This window comes from Micromonospora sp. A3M-1-15 (assembly GCF_024213425.1).
Classification (GTDB): Bacteria; Actinomycetota; Actinomycetes; order Mycobacteriales; family Micromonosporaceae; genus Micromonospora; species Micromonospora chersina.
Window position 1 is genome coordinate 222,023 of the sequence record NZ_JANAVK010000001.1, and the last position, 17,968, is coordinate 239,990.

The 17,968-nt window shown below is 75.5% G+C and carries 17 protein-coding genes and 2 pseudogenes; 10 read left to right on the forward strand and 9 right to left on the reverse strand.

Going from position 1 to position 17,968, the window contains the following annotated elements:
- The first annotated feature begins 24 nt into the window (after window positions 1-24).
- Both NLX85_RS01085 and NLX85_RS01090 read left to right on the forward strand, forming a co-directional pair.
- Entirely contained in the window at window positions 25-786 is a 762-nt protein-coding gene (locus NLX85_RS01085) for an HAD family hydrolase (protein WP_254331153.1), read from the forward strand.
- A gap of 65 nt (window positions 787-851) precedes the next feature.
- Window positions 852-2,147 carry a cation:proton antiporter gene (locus NLX85_RS01090; protein WP_308210625.1) on the forward strand — a complete coding sequence of 432 codons (1,296 nt, stop codon included), beginning with the start codon at window positions 852-854 and terminating at the stop codon, window positions 2,145-2,147.
- Here the strand turns inward: NLX85_RS01090 and NLX85_RS01095 are convergent.
- The gene (locus tag NLX85_RS01095) at window positions 2,097-3,152 is read right to left on the reverse strand and encodes an anti-sigma factor RsbA family regulatory protein (protein WP_308210626.1); all 1,056 of its coding nucleotides are present in this window, start codon (window positions 3,150-3,152) and stop codon (window positions 2,097-2,099) included. The two genes, NLX85_RS01090 and NLX85_RS01095, sit on opposite strands and share 51 nt — an antisense overlap.
- 63 nt (window positions 3,153-3,215) lie before the next feature.
- Window positions 3,216-4,163, reverse strand: coding sequence for an NAD(P)/FAD-dependent oxidoreductase (locus NLX85_RS01100; RefSeq protein ID WP_254333536.1), 948 nt, complete (start codon window positions 4,161-4,163; stop codon window positions 3,216-3,218).
- Between the two features lie 102 nt (window positions 4,164-4,265).
- Between NLX85_RS01100 and NLX85_RS01105 the strand changes: the two genes are divergently transcribed.
- Window positions 4,266-4,553 carry a DUF3072 domain-containing protein gene (locus NLX85_RS01105; RefSeq protein ID WP_254331154.1) on the forward strand — a complete coding sequence of 96 codons (288 nt, stop codon included), beginning with the start codon at window positions 4,266-4,268 and terminating at the stop codon, window positions 4,551-4,553.
- Here NLX85_RS01105 and NLX85_RS01110 read toward each other — a convergent pair.
- On the reverse strand, window positions 4,484-4,984 hold the full coding sequence (locus NLX85_RS01110; RefSeq protein WP_254331155.1) for a metallophosphoesterase: 501 nt from the start codon (window positions 4,982-4,984) through the stop codon (window positions 4,484-4,486). The two genes, NLX85_RS01105 and NLX85_RS01110, sit on opposite strands and share 70 nt — an antisense overlap.
- A gap of 41 nt (window positions 4,985-5,025) precedes the next feature.
- Entirely contained in the window at window positions 5,026-6,810 is a 1,785-nt protein-coding gene (locus NLX85_RS01115; RefSeq protein ID WP_254331156.1) for a glycoside hydrolase family 15 protein, read from the reverse strand.
- Window positions 6,811-6,921: 111 nt separating this feature from the next.
- Here NLX85_RS01115 and NLX85_RS01120 point away from each other — a divergent pair, with 111 nt between their 5' ends.
- Window positions 6,922-7,509, forward strand: coding sequence for a general stress protein (locus NLX85_RS01120; RefSeq protein WP_254331157.1), 588 nt, complete (start codon window positions 6,922-6,924; stop codon window positions 7,507-7,509).
- A gap of 52 nt (window positions 7,510-7,561) precedes the next feature.
- Here NLX85_RS01120 and NLX85_RS01125 read toward each other — a convergent pair whose 3' ends face one another.
- Window positions 7,562-8,146, reverse strand: coding sequence for a DUF1684 domain-containing protein (locus NLX85_RS01125; RefSeq protein ID WP_254331158.1), 585 nt, complete (start codon window positions 8,144-8,146; stop codon window positions 7,562-7,564).
- A 126-nt stretch (window positions 8,147-8,272) separates the two neighbouring features.
- On the opposite strand from NLX85_RS01125, the gene NLX85_RS01130 reads away from it, so the two are divergent.
- Both NLX85_RS01130 and NLX85_RS01135 read left to right on the forward strand, forming a co-directional pair.
- Window positions 8,273-8,755: a MarR family winged helix-turn-helix transcriptional regulator gene (locus NLX85_RS01130; RefSeq protein WP_254331159.1), complete on the forward strand. Its 483-nt coding sequence runs from the start codon at window positions 8,273-8,275 to the stop codon at window positions 8,753-8,755.
- Between the two features lie 10 nt (window positions 8,756-8,765).
- Window positions 8,766-9,752 (forward strand): pirin family protein, encoded by a 987-nt coding sequence (locus NLX85_RS01135; protein WP_254331160.1) that lies wholly within the window; start codon window positions 8,766-8,768, stop codon window positions 9,750-9,752.
- 50 nt (window positions 9,753-9,802) lie between these two features.
- Here the strand turns inward: NLX85_RS01135 and NLX85_RS32915 are convergent, their stop codons facing one another.
- Window positions 9,803-9,931 (reverse strand): hypothetical protein, encoded by a 129-nt coding sequence (locus NLX85_RS32915; RefSeq protein WP_255509960.1) that lies wholly within the window; start codon window positions 9,929-9,931, stop codon window positions 9,803-9,805.
- Window positions 9,932-10,070: 139 nt separating this feature from the next.
- On the opposite strand from NLX85_RS32915, the gene NLX85_RS01140 reads away from it, so the two are divergent.
- Window positions 10,071-11,660: a phospholipase D-like domain-containing protein gene (locus NLX85_RS01140; protein WP_254333538.1), complete on the forward strand. Its 1,590-nt coding sequence runs from the start codon at window positions 10,071-10,073 to the stop codon at window positions 11,658-11,660.
- On the opposite strand, the gene NLX85_RS01145 is transcribed toward NLX85_RS01140, so the two are convergent.
- Window positions 11,609-12,364: a hypothetical protein gene (locus NLX85_RS01145; RefSeq protein WP_254331161.1), complete on the reverse strand. Its 756-nt coding sequence runs from the start codon at window positions 12,362-12,364 to the stop codon at window positions 11,609-11,611. The genes NLX85_RS01140 and NLX85_RS01145 overlap by 52 nt on opposite strands.
- Before the next feature lie 357 nt (window positions 12,365-12,721).
- Between NLX85_RS01145 and NLX85_RS01150 the strand changes: the two genes are divergently transcribed.
- Complete coding sequence (locus NLX85_RS01150) at window positions 12,722-13,546, forward strand: SigB/SigF/SigG family RNA polymerase sigma factor (RefSeq protein WP_254331162.1); 825 nt, start codon at window positions 12,722-12,724, stop codon at window positions 13,544-13,546.
- A gap of 91 nt (window positions 13,547-13,637) precedes the next feature.
- On the opposite strand, the gene NLX85_RS01155 is transcribed toward NLX85_RS01150, so the two are convergent.
- On the reverse strand, window positions 13,638-14,369 hold the full coding sequence (locus tag NLX85_RS01155) for a class I SAM-dependent methyltransferase (protein WP_254331163.1): 732 nt from the start codon (window positions 14,367-14,369) through the stop codon (window positions 13,638-13,640).
- A gap of 96 nt (window positions 14,370-14,465) precedes the next feature.
- Between NLX85_RS01155 and NLX85_RS33600 the strand changes: the two are divergent.
- Together NLX85_RS33600 and NLX85_RS33605 are read left to right on the forward strand one after the other, a co-directional pair.
- A pseudogene (locus tag NLX85_RS33600) lies at window positions 14,466-16,001 on the forward strand (helicase-related protein); the annotation flags it as partial.
- Window positions 16,002-16,121: 120 nt separating this feature from the next.
- Window positions 16,122-17,108 (forward strand): annotated as a pseudogene (locus NLX85_RS33605) (ATP-dependent helicase C-terminal domain-containing protein); the annotation flags it as partial.
- Window positions 17,109-17,113: 5 nt separating this feature from the next.
- Here NLX85_RS33605 and NLX85_RS01165 read toward each other — a convergent pair.
- Entirely contained in the window at window positions 17,114-17,839 is a 726-nt protein-coding gene (locus NLX85_RS01165) for a PP2C family serine/threonine-protein phosphatase (RefSeq protein ID WP_254331165.1), read from the reverse strand.
- Window positions 17,840-17,968 lie beyond the last annotated feature (129 nt).

Here is a 17,968-nt window from a genome sequence, read left to right on the forward strand (position 1 = left end):
ACCCGGGCGGGTAGAAGGGGAGCCATGCCTGACGACAACCGCTGCGGCGTCCTCTTCGACGTGGACGGCACCCTGGTCGACACCACGTACCTGCACACGGTGAGCTGGTGGGAGGCGCTGCGCCAGGGCGACCACCGGGTGCCGATGGCGCGGATCCACCGGGCCATCGGGATGGGTTCGGACAAGCTCCTCGACCACCTGCTCGGCGCGGAGCGGGACCGGGAGGCGGACGGCAAGCTGCGCGACACGCACGACGCGCTGTACGCCGAGTACTGGGAGCGGCTGGCGCCGCTGCCCCGGGCCGTGGACCTGCTGCGCGCCTGCGCCGCCCGGGGGCTGCGGGTGGTGCTGGCCACCTCGGCGGCCGAGCACGAGGTGTCCGCCCTGCGGGCCGCCCTCGACGCGGACGACGTGATCGACACGGTGACCTCCTCGGCGGACGCGGCGGAGAGCAAGCCGGCGCCGGACATCCTGGAGGCGGCGCTGGCCCAGTCGGGACTGGCCGCCGAGCGGGTGGTGTTCGTCGGCGACTCGGTCTGGGACGTGGCCGCCGCCGGCAAGCTGGACGTTCCCTGCATCGGCCTCACCTGCGGCGGCACCAGCCGCGGCGAGCTGGCGGGCTCGGGCGCGGTGGCGGTCTACGACGACCCGGCCGCGCTGCTGGACGGCCTCGCCGACAGCGCGATCGCCGCCCTCACCGACCCGACGAGGTCGGTTCGCGCCCCGCGCCGGGCCGGCGACACGGTGACCGGTCCCACCGGGGAGAAGACGGACACCGAGGCATAGCGGGCTCCTCCACGGGGCACAGGTGACCACCTGCCCGCGCCGCGGGCGGTGCGAAGGGTGGTGCCGTGGAACCGGTCGATGTCGCGTTCGCCCTGGTGGGCGTCGGTGCGTTGCTGGCGGGGATCCTGCCCCGGGTGCTGGAACGCCGGCCGCTGTCGATGCCGATCGCGTTCCTCGGCCTCGGCATGCTGGTCTTCCTGCTGCCCACCGGGCTGCCCACCCCCGACCCGCTGCGCTGGCCGGAGCTGACCACCCACCTCACCGAGATCGGCGTGATCGTCGCGCTGATGGGCGCCGGTCTCAAGATCGACCGGCCGTTGAGCTGGGCCCGCTGGTCGTCGACCTGGCGGCTGCTGGCCGTCGCCATGCCGCTGTGCATCGCCGCGGTGGCGCTGCTCGGCTGGTGGTGGGCCGGCCTGGTGCCGGCCGCCGCGCTGCTGCTGGGCGCCGCGCTCGCCCCGACCGATCCGGTGCTCGCCTCCGACGTACAGGTGGGCGAGCCCACCGACGTGGAGGACTCGGAGGACGAGGTGCGCTTCGCGCTCACCTCCGAGGCCGGGCTGAACGACGGCCTGGCCTTTCCCTTCGTGTACGCGGCCATCGCGATCGCCACCACCAGCCTCGCCCCGGCGGACTGGCTGGCCCACTGGCTCGCCGTCGACGTGCTCTACAAGCTCGCCGTCGGGGTGGGCGGCGGGCTGCTCGTCGGCTGGCTGCTCGGCAAGCTCTTCTTCCGGGCCCCGAGCGAGCTGCGGCTGGCCCGGCACTCCGAGGGCTTCCTGGCCCTCGCCGCGACCTTCCTGGCGTACGGGCTGGTCGAGGTGGTTGGCGGGTACGGCTTCCTGGCCGTGTTCGTGGCCGCCCGGGCGATCCGGGCCGCCGAGCGCACCCATGAGTTCCACTCCGTGCTGCACGACTTCGCCGAGCAGGTGGAGCGGCTGCTCACCGTGCTCTTGCTGCTGCTCTTCGGCGGCGCGGTGATCGGCGGCCTGCTCGCCCCGCTGACCTGGCCGGCGGCCCTGGTCGGGCTGGCCCTGGTCTTCGTGATCCGGCCGCTGGCCGGCTGGCTGTCGCTGCGCGGCGCGCCGGGCCGCCCGGCCGAGCACTGGGTGATCTCGCTGTTCGGCATCCGCGGCGTCGGCTCGTTCTACTACCTGGCGTACGCCACCAGCAAGACGGACTTCCCGCAGGCCGACCTGGTCTGGGCCACGGTCGGTCTGGTCGTCGTGGTCTCGGTGGTGGTGCACGGCATCGCGGCCACGCCGGTCATGCAGTTGCTGGACCGGGAGGGTGAGCGGACCCGGGACGCCTCAGAGCGGGGCCGGGCGGACGAACCCGCCCTGGACGGCGTCCGGGGCTGACCGTGGCGCCGGCACGCGGGCGGCCGGCAGTTCCAGGCGCAGCCGAACGGTGGTGACCCCGGCGGCGACGTGCACGTCCACGAGGTCGCAGAGCCGGTGCACCAGCAGCAGGCCCCGCCCGCGCACGCTGGTTACCGGCGGCGGGATCCGGCCGGCCAGCGGATCGGCCAGCTCACCCGGGCCGCTGACCTCGCAGACCAGCTCGCCCGCGGCCGCCCAGCACCGTGCGACGGCCGGGCCGGTGCCGTGGCTGAGCGCGTTGGAGGCCAGCTCGGTGACGGCGATCCGCAGGTCGTCGACCCGCTCGGCGGCGAGGCCGGCGGCCTCGGCGACGGCGGCGACCGCCGCGCGCAGCGCCCCGAGACCCTCCGGACGGACCGGCTCGGTGAGCACGCCGCCGGGCGGCGGGGGCAGCGGGCGGGCCAGCCGGCGCAGGGCCGTCGCGGGCGGCAGGTAGTCGGCGCTGGGCCGGGCCACTCCCCCGCTGAGCAGCCAGGGGTGGGTCCGGGCGACGTCGCCCAGCGTGCCGGCCGGCAGTCGGGACCTGTCGAACAGGCAGCGCGCGGTGAGGGGCTGGTCGGCCAGGGCGAGGTTGATGATCGCCTCGTGCTCGACGCAGTGCCGGTACGCGGCCGGCCGCCGGCCGGGCCAGAGCGACTCCCCGACCACGCGGACGCGGCGGCCGGGGAAGCGGTGCACCAGACTCCGCAGGGTGGCAGCGACGATGGTGGCAGGGTTCCGCCCGATCACCGCCATGTCGGCCAGTTCGACGCCGTCGAGCGGGTCGAGCAGCGGCCGCAGGAGGCGCAGCCGGTCGGTGGGCACGGCGACCAGCACCGGCTCACCGGCGGCCCGACCGGCCTCGACGAACTCCTCGACGGCGGCGCGGTAGTCCCGGTCGTCGGCGTAGAACAGCGCGTCGTGGCGCAGCCCGCCCTCCGGGAACGGCGACCGGTCGTCCCCGGTCGTGCCGCCACCCGGCCGACCGCCGGCACCGTTCACCACCCGTACACCTCCGCGACGAAGGATACCCGTGGGTGACGGGCCGCCTGCGCGCAGTGGCACGGGTCAGCCACGGTCCGCGAGGAGCCGGGCGGCGAGGGCACGGCCCAGGTCGCGGCCGGAGCGCCAGGCGCCCTGCACCCGGGGCTTCCCGAACGCGTCGCCGGCCACGCCGATCCCGTCGTCGTCCAGGTGGTAGGCGCCGTCGCCGCCGGCCGCCGGCTTCGCGTACGTCCAGCGGTGCACGTGGGTCAGCTCGGCCGGCTCGGGCAGGCCGAACAGGTCGCGGACGGCCTGCTCGACGGCCGGGCCGGCGGCGGTGGGCTGGAGCAGGTGCCCGGCGGCGAACTCGGGGGTGGTGTGGGCCACCAGCACCGGGGCCCCGTCGCCGCGCCGGTCGCCGTCGTCGCAGACCACGCTGAGCACCGGGTGCCCGTTGACGAACGCGCCCCGGAAGTCCGGCCAGCGGCGGGCCGGGAAGCGCAGCACCCCGGCCAGCGCGGGAGACCAGCGCTGGGCCGTCACCGCCCGGGTCGCCGCCTCCAGCGCGGGGTCGAGCAGCAGGGCGGCCTGCGGGCCCGGCATGGCGAGCACGACCGCCTCGGCGGCCCGCCCGTCCACCCGGGGCCCCGGCTCGACCGTCATGACCAGCCGGTTGTGCGCCACCGGCAGGTCACCGGCCAGGTGCTCCACCAGCGAGCGGAGCCCGCGCGGGGCGGCCCAGCGCACCGGCCCGGCCACCTCCTCGCGCCCCCGCGGCCCGTAGGAGACCAGCGTGTCGGTCCACTCCCGGGCCAGGCCGGCGGCGCGCCACCGGTCGACCACGGCGGCGAAGTCGGGGTCGTCGACGGTGAAGTAGGCGGCGCCCAGGTCGGCGGGGCGGCCGTCGAAGCGCCTGCTGGCCATCCGCCCGCCGGTCACCCGGGCCCGTTCCCGGACCTCCACGGGGATGCCGGCCCGGGCCAGCTCGGCGGCGCACGCCACTCCGGCGATGCCCGCGCCGACCACCACCACACCCGCCCGGTCCGCAGCCACGCCGATGATCGTAGGCGGCGGCGGGCATGAAGGCCGGGAGACGGGGGTAGTGGTACACCTGTTCGAGGAGAGGTGATCACCATGGCCGACCGCAGCAACGACCCCGTCAACCCGGACGCCGCCGTCAAGGACCCGGACGACTGGGTCACCGGCGACGAGCCGCCGACCGCCGCGCAGGAGTCGTACCTGCACACCCTGGCCCGCGAGGCGGGCGAGGAGGTGCCGGAGGGGCTGACCAAGGCCGAGGCGTCCCGCCGGATCGACGAGCTCCAGGCGGAGACCGGCCGGGGGCCGGTGAGTCAGCGCGGGGGCAGGCGGTGCAGCTCGACGCGGTCGAGCCGCCCCGCCGCCACCCGCGCGGTCAGGTAGGTGGCGTGCGGCTGGGCCCGCCGGTCGGTGGGTGAGCCGGGGTTGAGCAGCCGCAGGCCGCCCGGGGCCACGGTGTCCCACGGAATGTGGGAGTGCCCGAAGACCAGCAGGTCGCAGTCGGTGAAGGCGGCGGCGCAGCGTTCCTCCCGGCGGGTCTTCGGTCCGGTCTCGTGCACCACGGCCACCCGCAGCCCGTCCAGCTCGACCCGGGCCACCTCCGGCAGCCGGGCGCGCAGCGGCGGCCCGTCGTTGTTGCCGTACACCCCGACCAGCCGGCGGGACCGCGCCGTCAGGGCGTCCAGCAGGGAGACGTCCACCCAATCGCCGGCGTGCACCACCACGTCGGCGGCCTCGACCGCCGCCCAGAGCGGCGCCGGCAGGTCCCGCGCCCGCTTCGGCACGTGCGTGTCGGCCATGATGACCAGTTCCATCCCCCGATCCTGCCGGCCGGCCCGGCCGCTGTCGCGCCGGCTCAGGCGCCGAGCCGCTCGGCGACCGCGGTGATCCGGCCCGCGGCGTTGATGAGGCCGATGTGCGAGTAGGCCTGCGGGAAGTTGCCGAGCTGCTCGCCGGTGGCCTGGTCGATCTGCTCGGCGTACAGGCCGAGGTCGTTGGCCCGGGCGGCGAGTTGCGTGAACAGCCGCTGGGCCTGGTCCAGCTCGCCGGCCTCGGCCAGGCAGCCGGCCAGCCAGAACGAGCAGATCACGAAGCCCGCCGGGTCGTCCTCCCACCGGCGCAGCAGGCCGTTGTGGGACAGCCGGCGCGCGACCAGGTCGATGGTGGCGCGCATCCGTGGGTCGTCGGCGGGCAGGAAGCCCACCAGCGGCATGATCAGCACCGAGGCGTCCAGCTCGTCGGAGTCGAACGCGCCGGTGTACGCCCCGACCCGGTCGTTCCAGCCCAGGCGGAGCACCGCCGCGCGCACCTCGTCGCGGGCGGCCGCCCAGCGCGCCACGTCGGCGGGTTCGCCGATCCGGGGCCCGAACCGGACGGCCCGGTCCAGCGCGGTCCAGCACTGCACCTTGGACGACAGGTAGTGCCGCTCGGCGTCGCGCGTCTCCCACATCCCGGCGTCGGGCCGGCGCCACTCCCGCACCGCCTGGTCGGCGAGGGCGTGCAGCAACTGCCGCACGTCGGCCGACATGGGGTCGAGATAGTGGCGCATCAGCCACGCCGCGTCGAGGACCTCGCCCAGCACGTCGGCCTGCCGCTGCCGCCAGGCGTCGTTGCCGACCAGGACCGGCCGGCTGCCGGCGTACCCGGCGAGGTGGTCGAGGTGGTGCTCGGTGAGGTCCCGCTCGCCTTCGACCCCGTACATGATCGGCACCGCCTCGTCGCCGATCCGGCCCATCGCCCGGGCCACCCAGCTGAACTGCCGGTCGGCCTCGTCCGGGCACGCGGCCAGCCAGAGGGCCTGGAGGGTGAGGCTGAAGTCGCGCAGCCACACGAAGCGGTAGTCGTAGTTGCGGTCCCCGCCCAGCTTCTCGGGGAGCGAGGTGGTGGGCGCCGCCACCACGGCCCCGCTGGGCCCGTAGGTCATCCCCTGCACCACCATCGCGCTCCGGCGGACCATGTCGCGGTAGAGGCCGTGGTATTCGTGCAGGTCGGCCCAGGACCGCCAGCCGGCGACGGTGTCGGCCAGCACCTGGTCGGCGTCGGGCAGCGCCGGCGTGCCGCCGCGGTAGGTCGGGGCGTACCCGAGGGTGAAGTGGTGGGTGCTGCCGGCGCGGGCGGTGAACCGCCCGGAGGCGCCGCCGTCGCCGCAGGTCAGCGGCACGTTGGCGCGCAGCTCCAGCCGGCACGCGCCGGCCGTCGCCCCGATCACCCCGTCGGCGTGGGTGAGGTAGGCGCGGACCCGGCCGTACTCGAAGCGGGGCGCGTAGTCGACCCGCATCGGCACCTCGCCGGTGAGCCCCTCGACCACGCGGACGAGCACCCCCGGCGACCGCAGCCCGACGTGGTGACCGCGTGCGCCGGGCTCCAGCGCCAGGGCGTCGGTGACGGCCGCGGTCCCGGTCCCGGTGCGGAAGACGGTACGCAGCACGAGCGCGTCCTCCAGGTAGGACCGGGTGCTGGTGAACTCGCCGGCGGGCCGGATGCTCCAGTGGCCCGCGTCGTCGTCGAGCAGGCGCCCGAAGACCGACGGCGCGTCGAAGCGGGGCGGACACCACCAGTTCACCGAGCCGGCCCGGTCCACCAGGGCCGCGCTGTGCCCGTCGGCGAGGAACCCGTGCTCGCTGATCCGTCCGGTCCTCACGCGGTTGGCTACCCGGCCCGGCGGCCGCCATGCGCGCCGCCATCCGTCCGGACGGATGCGTTACCGAGCGACGGCGGCGGGAACGCAGCGGGTTGACGAAGGAGGATGCTCATGACCAGACCCTCGAGTCCGACCGCGGCCTGGCGGCCCGGCATGCCGGGCAGCGACAACCTCCCGTCCGGCCCGAGCGGTCGTCCGTCGCCGCCGAGCGGGGACGGGCACGGGCCGCAGGCCGGCCCACCGACCGTCACGATCGGGTCGTACCCGGACTATCCGTCCGCCCAGCGGGTGGTGGACTATCTGGCCGACAACCGGTTCCCGGTGGAACGGACCTCGATCGTGGGGACGAACCTCACCCTGGTCGAGACCGTGATGGGCCGGCTGACGACGGGCCGGGCCGCCCTGGTGGGCGCGGGCACCGGCGCCTGGTTCGGCCTGTTCATCGGGTTGCTCTTCGGCATCTTCACGGCGGGGAACTGGGTCGCGGTGATCCTGGTGGGCCTCGTGATCGGGGCGATCTGGGGCGCCGTGTTCGGCGCGGTCGCCCACGCCATGACGGGGGGCCAACGGGACTTCACCTCGGCCAGTTCACTGCGGGCCAGCCAGTACGCGGTCACCGTGGACGCGGAACTGGCCGACCAGGCCCGGCAGCTGCTCGGCCGGATGCACCTGACGCCGACCGGCGCCACCGCCCGCTGACCGGTCGTTCCCGACGCCCCGGCGCGTTCCGTCGCGCCGGGGCGTCACCGCGTCAGTGGTAGGCCCGCTCGCCGGCGCGGATCGGGACGTCGACCCGGTTCTCCGGCGGGGCGAGGGGGCAGGCCCACCGGTCGTCGTAGGCGCAGCTCGGGTTGTAGAGGTAGTTGGCGTCGAGCCGGACGCGGTTGCCGGGCAGCACGGTGAGGCCGCGCCCGAAGGTGCCCTTCACCGTGTCGGTCAGGTAGCGCCCGCCGCCGTACGCCTCGGTGCCGCAGGTGGCGTCGCGCAGCGGGAGGAAGAGCCCGCCCCCGTACGCCTCGATCCACCACAGGGTGAGCGGACCCCAGGGCGTCTCCGCGACCGCGACCCGCCGGTACCGCACCACTCCGTCGGGGCCGCCGGTGTCGATGGTCTCGGTGCCCGACGCCGGGCGCAGCGGCGCCTCGACCACGGCGGCCGGGTCGGGCGGGAACCAGCGCAGCCCGGTGAAGCCGGGCCGGTCGGCGGCCGGCAGCGGGCTGCTGGGGTGGCTGCGGAACAGCTCGTCCCGGGCGGCCCGGAAGCCGGCCAGGTCGAGGTCGGAGAGGTAGAGCCGGGCCACCCGCTCCCGCCAGTCCTGCACGTCGAGATCGTCCACCCTCCGACCCTAGCCCGGGCGCACGGTTCAGATTTCAATGTCCCCCATGTCAAGCACCAATGTTGTGCGGCTCACCCCCGAGCGAGAGGACTTGTTTAAATTTTAAATAGTGCTACTGTCGTGGCCATGACGGAGAGCCTGGACGCCGAGCGGATGGCCTGCTGGCGCGCGTACATCGAGGCGAGCCAGCGGCTGTTCACCCAGCTCGAGGACGACCTGCGCGCCGACAGCGAGCTGAGCTTCGCCGACTACCACGTGCTGGTGCTGCTCTCCGAGGCGCCGGGGCAGCGGCTGCGGATGGGTGAGCTGGCCGGCCGGCTGGTGTTCTCGCCGAGCCGGCTGACGTACCAGATCTCCTCGATGCAGAAGCGCGGCCTGGTGGCCCGGGAGTCGTGCCCGGACGACCGGCGCGGCAACGAGGCGGTGCTCACGGCCGCCGGCCTGCTGACCCTGCGCGAGGCGGCGCCGCACCACCTGCGCTCCGCGCGTACCCACCTGATGGACGACCTCGACGACGCCGAGGTCGCCTGCCTCACCCGGGTCTTCGAACGGCTCGGCCGGCGCCTGCGCGCCGACCGCGACGTGTCGTCCACCCCGGCCGACAAGTAAGGAGCCCGAGATGCCCGCGATCACCGTCGACGACGTCCTCGTCCTGCCCCGCCTGCCGGAGCTCGCCGAGTCCACCACCTTCCGCCCGGTCCGCCGGGTGACCACCGCGCCGAGCGGCTACGAGGGCGAGGGCTTCCCGGTCCGCCGGGCCTTCGCCGGGGTCCCGATGAACGAGCTGGACCCGTTCATCCACCTCGACCAGATGGGCGAGGTCGACTATGCCCCGGGCGAGCCGAAGGGCACCCCGTGGCACCCGCACCGGGGCTTCGAGACGGTGACCTACATGATCGACGGGATCATGGACCACCAGGACTCGCAGGGCGGCGGCGGCACCATCACCGACGGCGACACCCAGTGGATGACCGCCGGTCGTGGCCTGCTGCACATCGAGGCGCCGCCGGAGCACCTGGTGATGAGCGGCGGCCTCTTCCACGGCCTCCAGCTCTGGGTCAACCTGCCCCGCGTGGCGAAGATGAACCCGCCGCGCTACCAGGACATCCGCGGCCGGGAGTCGGCCCTGCTGACCACGCCCGACGGCGGCGCGCTGATCCGCGTGATCGCCGGCGAGGTCGCCGGGCACCGGGGCCCGGGCTCGACCCACACGCCGATCACCATCGCGCACGTGACGCTCCAGCCCGGCGCCGAGCTGAACCTGCCCTGGCGGCCGGACTTCAACGCGCTGGTCTACGTGCTGGCCGGCCGGGGCACCGTCGGCACCGACCGGCGGCCCGTCCACCTCGGCCAGCTCGCCGTGCACGGCGCGGGCGACGCGCTGCGGGTCACCGCGGACGCGCGGCAGGACGCCAACACCCCGGCGCTGGAGCTCTACATCATGGGCGGCCAGCCGATCCGCGAGCCGGTGGCGCACTACGGCCCGTTCGTGATGAACACCCGGGCCGAGCTGATCCAGGCGGTCGAGGACTACCAGGCCGGCCGGCTCGGGGTGGTCCCGGCCGAGCGGCTGCCGCACAGCGGCGGCGAGGGCGACCGCCCCTGACCGCTCGATCCGACGGGCGTCCCGGTTCCCCGGGGCGCCCGTCGCCGGTCTCAGGAGACGGCGAAGATGCCGGCCACCCCGAGGATCACCATCAACAGGACCGCCACCAGCGCACCCCGTTCCCCCTCCACCGCCTGCTCGCGGTATTCGGTCACGGTGTTCGTCGTCTCGGCGGGCATGCTGTGGCCTCCTCGGTTTCGCGATCCAGGGGTCCGGTGCACCCCCACGCGAACACCGTGCCGACCTGGGGCGGTCGGCGTGCGGGGCCGTGCCGGGGGTCCTACCGTGAGGACGTTGTCGACCTCGGGAGGCTGGAACGTGGCGATGCGGGACTGGTTCCTCTCCGCACAGGAACGCGCCAACCCAGGGTCTGAGTTACCCGTCTGGACGAGCGGAAACCTCGCCGAGCCGTTAATTCACGGCGGCGCGTACTTCGACCGGCTGGTCAGTGAGGTGGAGCAGCTCGGGGAGGGCGACCACCTTTTCTTCACCGACTGGCGCGGCGACCCGGACCAGCGGATGCGGCCGGACGGCCCGACCGTGGTGCAGCTATTCGCCCAGGCCGCCCAGCGCGGGGTGGTCGTCAAGGGCCTGATCTGGCGCTCCCACCTCGACGCGCTCTCCTACAGCGAGGAGGAGAACCGCGACCTCAGCGAGGCGATCTGCGCCGCCGGCGGGGAGGTGCTGCTCGACCAGCGGGTCCGCCGCGGGGGCTCGCACCACCAGAAGCTGGTGGTGCTGCGCCACCCCGGCGACCCGGAACGGGACATCGCGTTCGCCGGTGGGATCGACCTCTGCCACAGCCGGCGGGACGACGCGGCGCACGGCGGCGACCCGCAGCCGGTCGCCATGTCCCCGCGGTACGGCCCGCACCCGCCCTGGCACGACGTGCAGCTCGCGCTCCGCGGGCCGGTGGTCGGCGCGCTGGACACCACCTTCCGGGAACGGTGGACCGACCCGATGCCGCTGGACTCGGAGAACCCCATGGCCTACCTGCGGGACCGGCTGCGCGGCTCGGACCTGAGCCCGGACCCGCTGCCCGACCAGCCCGCCGACCCGCCGCCCTGCGGGCCGCACCACGTCCAGGTGCTGCGCACCTACCCGGCGGTGCGCCCGCGCTACTCGTTCGCCCCGGACGGCGAGCGGACGGTGGCCCGGGGCTACACCAAGGCGGTCCGCCGGGCCCGCCGGCTGATCTACCTGGAGGACCAGTACCTCTGGTCGACGGAGGTGGCCGACCTCTTCGCCCGGGCGCTGCGCGAGCAGCCGGAGCTGCACCTGGTGGCCGTGGTGCCCCGGCACCCGGACGTGGACGGCCGGTTGGCGCTGCCGCCGAACATGGTCGGCCGCGCGCAGGCCCTCGAACTCTGCCACCGGGCCGCCCCGGACCGGGTGCACGTCTTCGACGTGGAGAACCACGAGGGCACCCCGGTCTACGTGCACGCGAAGGTCTGCGTGGTGGACGACGTCTGGGCCAGCGTGGGCAGCGACAACTTCAACCGGCGCTCGTGGACCCACGACAGCGAGCTGTCCTGCGCGGTGCTGGACGACACCCGGGACGAGCGGGCCCCGACCGACCCGGCGGGGCTGGGCGACGGGGCCCGGGTGTTCGCCCGGGAACTGCGCCTGCGGCTGTGGCGCGAGCACCTGGACCGGGACCCGGACGGCGGGGAGGACCGCGACCTGCTCGACCCGGCCGACGCCGTCGCGGCCATCACCTCGGCGGCGGAGGCGCTGGAGCGGTGGCACGAGTCCGGCCGCACCGGGCCCCGCCCGCCGGGACGGCTGCGGCCGCACCGGCCGGAGCGGCTGCCCTGGCACACCCGGCTGTGGGCGCTGCCGGCGTACCGGCTGGTCTACGACCCGGACGGCAGGCCGCTGCGGGCCCGGCGCGCCGGCACCTGGTGAGCCGCCGCGACCGGGTCGCCGGTGGACAGCGGCTCGTCCAGCGCGTTCGGCCGGGCCGGGTACGCGAACGACACCCGGGGCGAGTAGAAGCCCCAGCAGATCTGTAGCGGGTTGGCCGGCCGGAGCGCGTACACCGGGTGCTCCGGGGCGAGGAACTCCACCGACTCGACCTCGAACGGCGACACCGGCTCGGCCACGTACGGGTAGTCCGCGACGATCAGCTCGCCGTCGCGCTCGGTGAGGTAGCGGTGGTGGCCGTTGTGCGCCTCGGTGCCGGTGTGCCCGACGCGGGCGGTCACCTGGATGAGCGGGCGCCCGTCGGCCCAGGTCTCGGCGACGAGCCGACCACCCCGGACGTCGACCAGGGTCTCCCCTGCCACGGCGGGCGCGCCGCGGGCGGACGCGTACTGCCCGACCCGCGGGCTGGAGGCGAGGTAGTGGGTCCACCAGCCGCCGGGGATGTCGCCGTCGGGCGGCTCCATGTCCGCGAGCGAGACACCGAGGAAGGAGAGCGAGTAGGCGCCGAACCCGGACGTCTGGGTCTCGTCGTCGACCACGTACTGGCAGAGGAAGACCTGGTGGTCGGGGTGCGGGCGGAGGGCCGCCGGGACGAGCGCAGCGACCGCCTCGGGGTCCGCCGGGAGCCAGCTGAACAGCAGGGTCCGGGCGTTGACGACGAGTTGCGGGGCGGCGGGATCCAGCAACGGTGCCTCCGTAGACGTGTACACCTGGACGCTACGGGCGGTCCCATCGGCGGGACAAGGACGGAAAGGCGACAGTGTGCGCCGACTGTCGGGTTTCACGTTGACCGGTCGACCCGGCGGTTCGTCCGTTCGGTCAGCCGGCCCGGACCGCCTCGCCCCCGGGCACCGGTCGGCCATCCGAGGGTTTCTGCCCCGGTTCACGCGCTTCATGCCGTGACACGGCTTAAGTACATCGTACTTTCGGCTAGATTTTCTCCGACCGATCAGGTTAAGGTGGCTTCCGAACGGCCCAACTGAAGCTAAACCGAAGCGTCACGTCTTTTTTGTTTCGCGGACGAGGTGCAGGGAGGACCACCCATGACCGCGCACACGATCAGCGAACCGGCGACGACAACGCCGTCCACGACCGAGAAGCTCGACCCGCGGGCGCTCACCGACAGCGCCGCGAACCTGCTCAACGCGATGGCGGCCCTGCCCGCCAACCACCCGTCGCGCGCCGCGCTGCGCGACCGGGCGATCGAGGCCTGGCTGCCGCTCGCCAACCACCTCGCCCACCGCTACAGCGGGCGCGGCGAGCCCACCGACGACCTGGCGCAGACCGCCGCCGTCGGCCTCATCAAGGCGATCGACAAGTTCGACCCGTCCCGCGGCGTCGACTTCGCCGGCTACGCCATCCCGACCATCATCGGTGAGCTGAAGCGCCACTTCCGCGACCGCACGTGGGACATCCGGGTGCCGCGCCGCCTCCAGGAGCTGCGGCTGGCCATCTCCGACGCCAACAGCACGCTGCTGCAGAGCCTCGGCCGCTCGCCGACGGTCGCCGACATCGCCGGCCACCTCAACCTCACCGAGGAGGAGGTCCTGGAGGGCCTGGAGGGCGCCCGCGCCTACAACGCGGTGTCGCTGTCCACCCCCACCGGCGACGGCGACCGGGCCACCGAACTGGGCGACATGCTCGGCGGCGAGGACGGCGAGTTCGAGCTGGCCGAGCTGCGGGTGGCCCTCGGGCCGGCGCTGGCCACGCTCGACGAGCGCGAGCAGAAGATCCTCACGCTCCGCTTCTACGGCAACCTCACCCAGTCGCAGATCGCCGAGCAGATCGGCGTCTCGCAGATGCACGTGTCCCGGCTGCTGGCCCGGGCGCTCACGAAGCTGCGGGGGCAGCTCGACGGAACGTACTAGGGGGTGGCGGCGGTGGCCGGGTCGGCGGGCCCGGCCACCGTTGCGTCCACTCCGGCCCGGTCGGCGATGCGCCGGCCGGGCCGTTCCGTGTTCAGCGCAGCACCAGCAGGTCCAGCGCGTCGACCACCGGGGCGTGCGGGGTCCGCCGCGCCGCCTCGCGCAGCCGGCGCAGCCCCCGGTCGTAGTCGGCGTCGTCGAGCAGCACCAGCGGGGTGTGCGCCTCACGCCGCAGCCCGTCGGCGGCCGCCCGCAGTGACCGGGCGCTGACCTGGGGCACCGGCTCCAGCGCCACGGGGGCGAACCCGGCCGACTCGAACGCCGCGCAGACCTCGGCGACCGAGGGGTAACCGTCAAGCACCCGCAGCGCCTCCGGGAACCAGCGGAACAGGCTGACCCCGCCGCCCCGGCCCGCGAAGACCGACCGGATCAGCACCGGCGCGCCGGGCCGCAGCACCCGGCGCAGCTCGGCGGCGACCGCCGGCAGGTCGGGCAGGTGGTGCACCACAGTGGAGATCCACGCGCCGTCCAGGCCGGCCGCCGCGAGCGGCAGCGCCTCGGCACGGCCGGCCACCATTCCCGGGTACGCCGAGCGGGCCCGCATCGCCGCGGCCGGCTCGACCGCCAGCACGTGCACCCCGTACCAGTCGCGGAAGGCGGCGGCCCAGGCGCCGGTGCCGGCGCCCAGGTCGAGCACCCGGTCGCCGGGCCCCACCCGCAGGTGCCGGGACACCGCGGCGCGCCAGCTCGCCAGGCCCTCGACCGGCAGGTGCCGGGTCGCCGCGTAGGCGGCGGCCGAGGGTTCGTCGTACGCCATCATCGCCATGACCGTCACTCCACGCCATGAAGCGGTCACGGTCAATGTGAGAAGTCGAACAGGACCGCGCACCGGCCGCCCGGCCGGGAGTGCGAGAGTGGGTCCGTGCTCTCCGACGTCTCCCTGGACCTGCCGGTCCGGCCGGTGCTGCCGGCGCTGGTCGAGGCGCTGGGCGCGGCCGGCGCGGCGGTCCTGGTGGCGCCCCCCGGCACCGGCAAGACCACCCTGGCGCCCCTCGCGGTGGCCGCCGAGGTCCCCGGCCGGGTGGTGATCGCCCAGCCCCGCCGGGTGGCCGCCCGGGCCGCCGCGCACCGGATGGCCGCCCTGCTCGGCGAGCGGGTCGGCGAGCGGATCGGGTACGCCGTACGCGGCGAGCGCCGGGTCGGCCCGCGGACCCGGATCGAGGTGGTCACCACCGGCCTGCTGGTACGCCGGCTGCACCACGACCCCGAGCTGCCGGGAGTCGGCGCGGTGCTGCTCGACGAGTGCCACGAGCGGCAGCTCGACGCCGACCTGGCGCTGGCGTTCAGCGTGGAGGCCCGCGGCACGCTCCGGCCGGACCTGTGGCTGCTGGCCATGTCGGCCACCCCCCGGGCGGACCGGTTCGCCGCACTGCTCGGCGGGGGTGCTCCGGCGCCGGTGGTGCGGGCCGAGGCCGCCCTGCACCCGGTGGACCGGATCTGGGCGCCGCCGCCCCGCCCGGTCGCCGCGCCCGGTGCGGGCCGGGTGGACCCGGCGCTGCTGGACCACGTGGCTGCCACCGTCCGCCGGGCGCTGCGCGAGCGGAACGGGGACGTGCTGGTCTTCCTGCCGGGCGCGGGCGAGATCGCCGCCGTCGCGGGCCGCCTGGCCGACCTGCGCGACGCGGTCGCCGTGCTGCCCCTGCACGGCCGACTCCCCGGCTCCGCGCAGGACGCGGCGCTGGCGGCGCTGCCCGGACGGCGCCGGGTCGTGCTGGCCACCGCCGTGGCGGAGAGCAGCCTGACCGTGCCCGGGGTACGCGTCGTGGTGGACGCCGGGCTGAGCCGGGTGGCCCGTACCGACCTGGCCCGCGGGCTGGGCGCGCTGGTCACCGTGCCGGTGTCTCGGGCGGCGGCCACCCAGCGGGCCGGACGGGCCGGCCGGGAGGCGCCGGGGGCGGTCTACCGGTGCTGGTCGGAGGCGACCCACGCCCGGCTCGCCCCGCAGCCCGAGCCGGAGATCGCCACCGCCGACCTGACCGGGTTCGCCCTGGAGCTGGCCGCCTGGGGCACCCCGGACGGCGCCGGCCTGGCGCTGCCCGATCCCCCGCCGCCGGCCGCGCTGGCCGTCGCCCGGGACACGCTGACCACCCTCGGCGCGGTCGACGCCGACGGCCGGATCACCGCCCGGGGGCGGGCCATCGCGGCCGCCGGCGCGCACCCCCGGCTGGCCCGGGCGCTGCTCGACGGCGCGGAGCGGGTCGGCGCCGACCGGGCCGCCGAGGTGGTCGCTCTCCTCGCCGAGGAGACACTGGGCGGCGCCGGGGACGACCTCACCGCCCTCTGGCGCCGGCTGCGCACCGGCGTCGACCCGGGCGCCACCGCCCGCTGGCGCGCCGAGGTGCGCCGCCTCCGCACCGCGCTCCCCGCCGCCCGCCCTGGACGTTCCGGACCGGCCCGGCCGGACCGCCGACCCGACGAGCACGCCGCGCCGGATCGCGTGGCGGACGACCGGGCCGCCGGGCACGCCGCGCCGAGTCGCGTGGCGGACGACCGGGCCGCCGGGCACCCCGCGCCGGACCGCCTGCCCGACGATCTGGCGGCGGGGCTTCTCGTCGGGTTGGCGTATCCGGAGCGGTTGGCTCGGGTGCGGCGGGCCGGTGGGTCGGCGTACCTCATGGCGGGCGGGACCGCCGCGGAGCTGGCGGGCGGGTCGGGGCTGGTGGGGTCCGTCTGGCTGGCCGTCGCGGTGGCCGACCGCTCCCCCGGCGCGCCGACCGCCCGGGTCCGGCTGGCCACCCCCGTTGACGAGGCGACCGCCCGGGAGGCCGGCGGGCCGCTGCTGCGCGCCGCGCGCGAGGTCGGCTGGTCCGGCGGGGACGTGGTGGCCCGCGAGGTGGTGCGGCTCGGCGCGATCGAGCTGGTCGACCGGCCCCTCGCCGCGCCCGACCCGGCGGAGCTGGCCGAGGCGGTGCTCACCGGGCTGCGCCGCGAGGGCCTGGCGCTGCTCACCTGGACGCCCGAGGCCACCGCGCTGCGCCGGCGGCTGGCCTGCTGCCGGCAGGCGCTCGGCGACGGGTGGCCGGACGTCTCCGACGCCGCGCTGCTCGCCGCGGCACCCACCTGGCTGGGCCCGGAGCTGGCCCGCGCCCGCCGCCGGGCCGACCTGGCCCGCGTCGACGTGGCGGCGGCGCTGCGGCGGCTGCTGGACTGGCGGCAGGCGGCCCGGCTGGACGAGCTGGCGCCGGAGCGGCTACCGGTGCCCAGCGGGTCGCGGATCCGGCTGGACTACGCCGATCCGGCCGCCCCGGTGCTGGCCGTGAAGCTCCAGGAGACGTTCGGCTGGCAGGACGCCCCGCGGATCGCCGACGGCCGGGTGCCGGTGCTGCTGCACCTGCTCTCCCCCGCCGGCCGGCCGGTGGCGGTCACCGCCGACCTGGCCTCCTTCTGGCGGACCGGCTACCCGCAGGTGCGGGCGGAGCTGCGCGGCCGCTACCCCCGCCATCCGTGGCCGGAGGACCCGACCAGCGCCGAGCCGACCCGGCGCGCCAGCCCGCGCCGGCGCTGACCCGGCTACTCCTCGACGACGTCGGCGATGACCACGGTGACGTTGTCCGGGCCCCCGGCCCGCAGGGCCAGGTCGATGAGCTTGGCCGCGCACGCCTCCCGGTCCGGGTAACCGCCGAGCACCTCGGCGAGGGTGTCGGGGCGGACCACGTTGGAGAGGCCGTCGCTGCACAGCAGCCAGCGGTCGCCGGCCCAGGGCACCATCGTGGCGTAGGTCGGGGAGACCTCGTCGCCCTGCAACGCCTGGGTCACCACGGCCCGGCGGGGGTGGCTGCTCGCCTGCTCGGCGGTGATCACGCCCTGGTCGACCAGCATCTGCACGAAGGTGTCGTCGCGGGTGACCTGCTTCAGCACGCCCTCCCGGAACAGGTAGGCCCGGGAGTCGCCGACGTGCGCGAGGGCCAGGCAGCTGCCGGTGCGGGCGAAGAGCAGCGCGGTCAGGGTGGTGCCCATGCCCTGTCGTTCCGGGTCCTCCTCGACCGCCCGCCGGATCCCCGCGGTGGCCAGCTCGATGCTGCCCTGGAGGGCGGCGACCAGCGCGTCCTCGGGGGTCTCGACGTCCAGCGGCGCGAACGCGTCCATCGCGATGCGGCTGGCCAGGTCACCGGCGGCCATGCCGCCCATGCCGTCGGCGACGGCGACCAGCCAGTTGCCGGCGTGCTGGGCGTCCTGGTTGCCACTGCGGATCAGCCCACGGTCGCTCGCCCCGACGGAACGAAGCTTCAGGGTCATGGGAGGCAGCCTGCCAGTTGGAGGGCTCGGTTGTCTCTAGGAGATCAGGACCATGCTACGTGGCGCGGTGAATTTCACTGTCGGCGGCGGGGTGCGGGCCATCGGGGCAGATCGATTGACAGCGCGGGA

What these genes read in the sequence shown, in the direction of transcription:
- NLX85_RS01085 (WP_254331153.1), top strand. Translation starts at nt 25, where the DNA reads ATGCCTGACGACAACCGCTGCGGCGTCCTCTTCGACGTGGACGGCACC.
- NLX85_RS01105 (WP_254331154.1), top strand. Translation starts at nt 4,266, where the DNA reads ATGGCCGACCGCAGCAACGACCCCGTCAACCCGGACGCCGCCGTCAAG.
- NLX85_RS01110 (WP_254331155.1), bottom strand. Translation starts at nt 4,984, where the DNA reads ATGGAACTGGTCATCATGGCCGACACGCACGTGCCGAAGCGGGCGCGG.
- NLX85_RS01120 (WP_254331157.1), top strand. Translation starts at nt 6,922, where the DNA reads ATGACCAGACCCTCGAGTCCGACCGCGGCCTGGCGGCCCGGCATGCCG.
- NLX85_RS01130 (WP_254331159.1), top strand. Translation starts at nt 8,273, where the DNA reads ATGACGGAGAGCCTGGACGCCGAGCGGATGGCCTGCTGGCGCGCGTAC.
- NLX85_RS01135 (WP_254331160.1), top strand. Translation starts at nt 8,766, where the DNA reads ATGCCCGCGATCACCGTCGACGACGTCCTCGTCCTGCCCCGCCTGCCG.
- NLX85_RS32915 (WP_255509960.1), bottom strand. Translation starts at nt 9,931, where the DNA reads ATGCCCGCCGAGACGACGAACACCGTGACCGAATACCGCGAGCAGGCG.
- NLX85_RS01150 (WP_254331162.1), top strand. Translation starts at nt 12,722, where the DNA reads ATGACCGCGCACACGATCAGCGAACCGGCGACGACAACGCCGTCCACG.
- NLX85_RS01155 (WP_254331163.1), bottom strand. Translation starts at nt 14,369, where the DNA reads ATGGCGATGATGGCGTACGACGAACCCTCGGCCGCCGCCTACGCGGCG.
- NLX85_RS01165 (WP_254331165.1), bottom strand. Translation starts at nt 17,839, where the DNA reads ATGACCCTGAAGCTTCGTTCCGTCGGGGCGAGCGACCGTGGGCTGATC.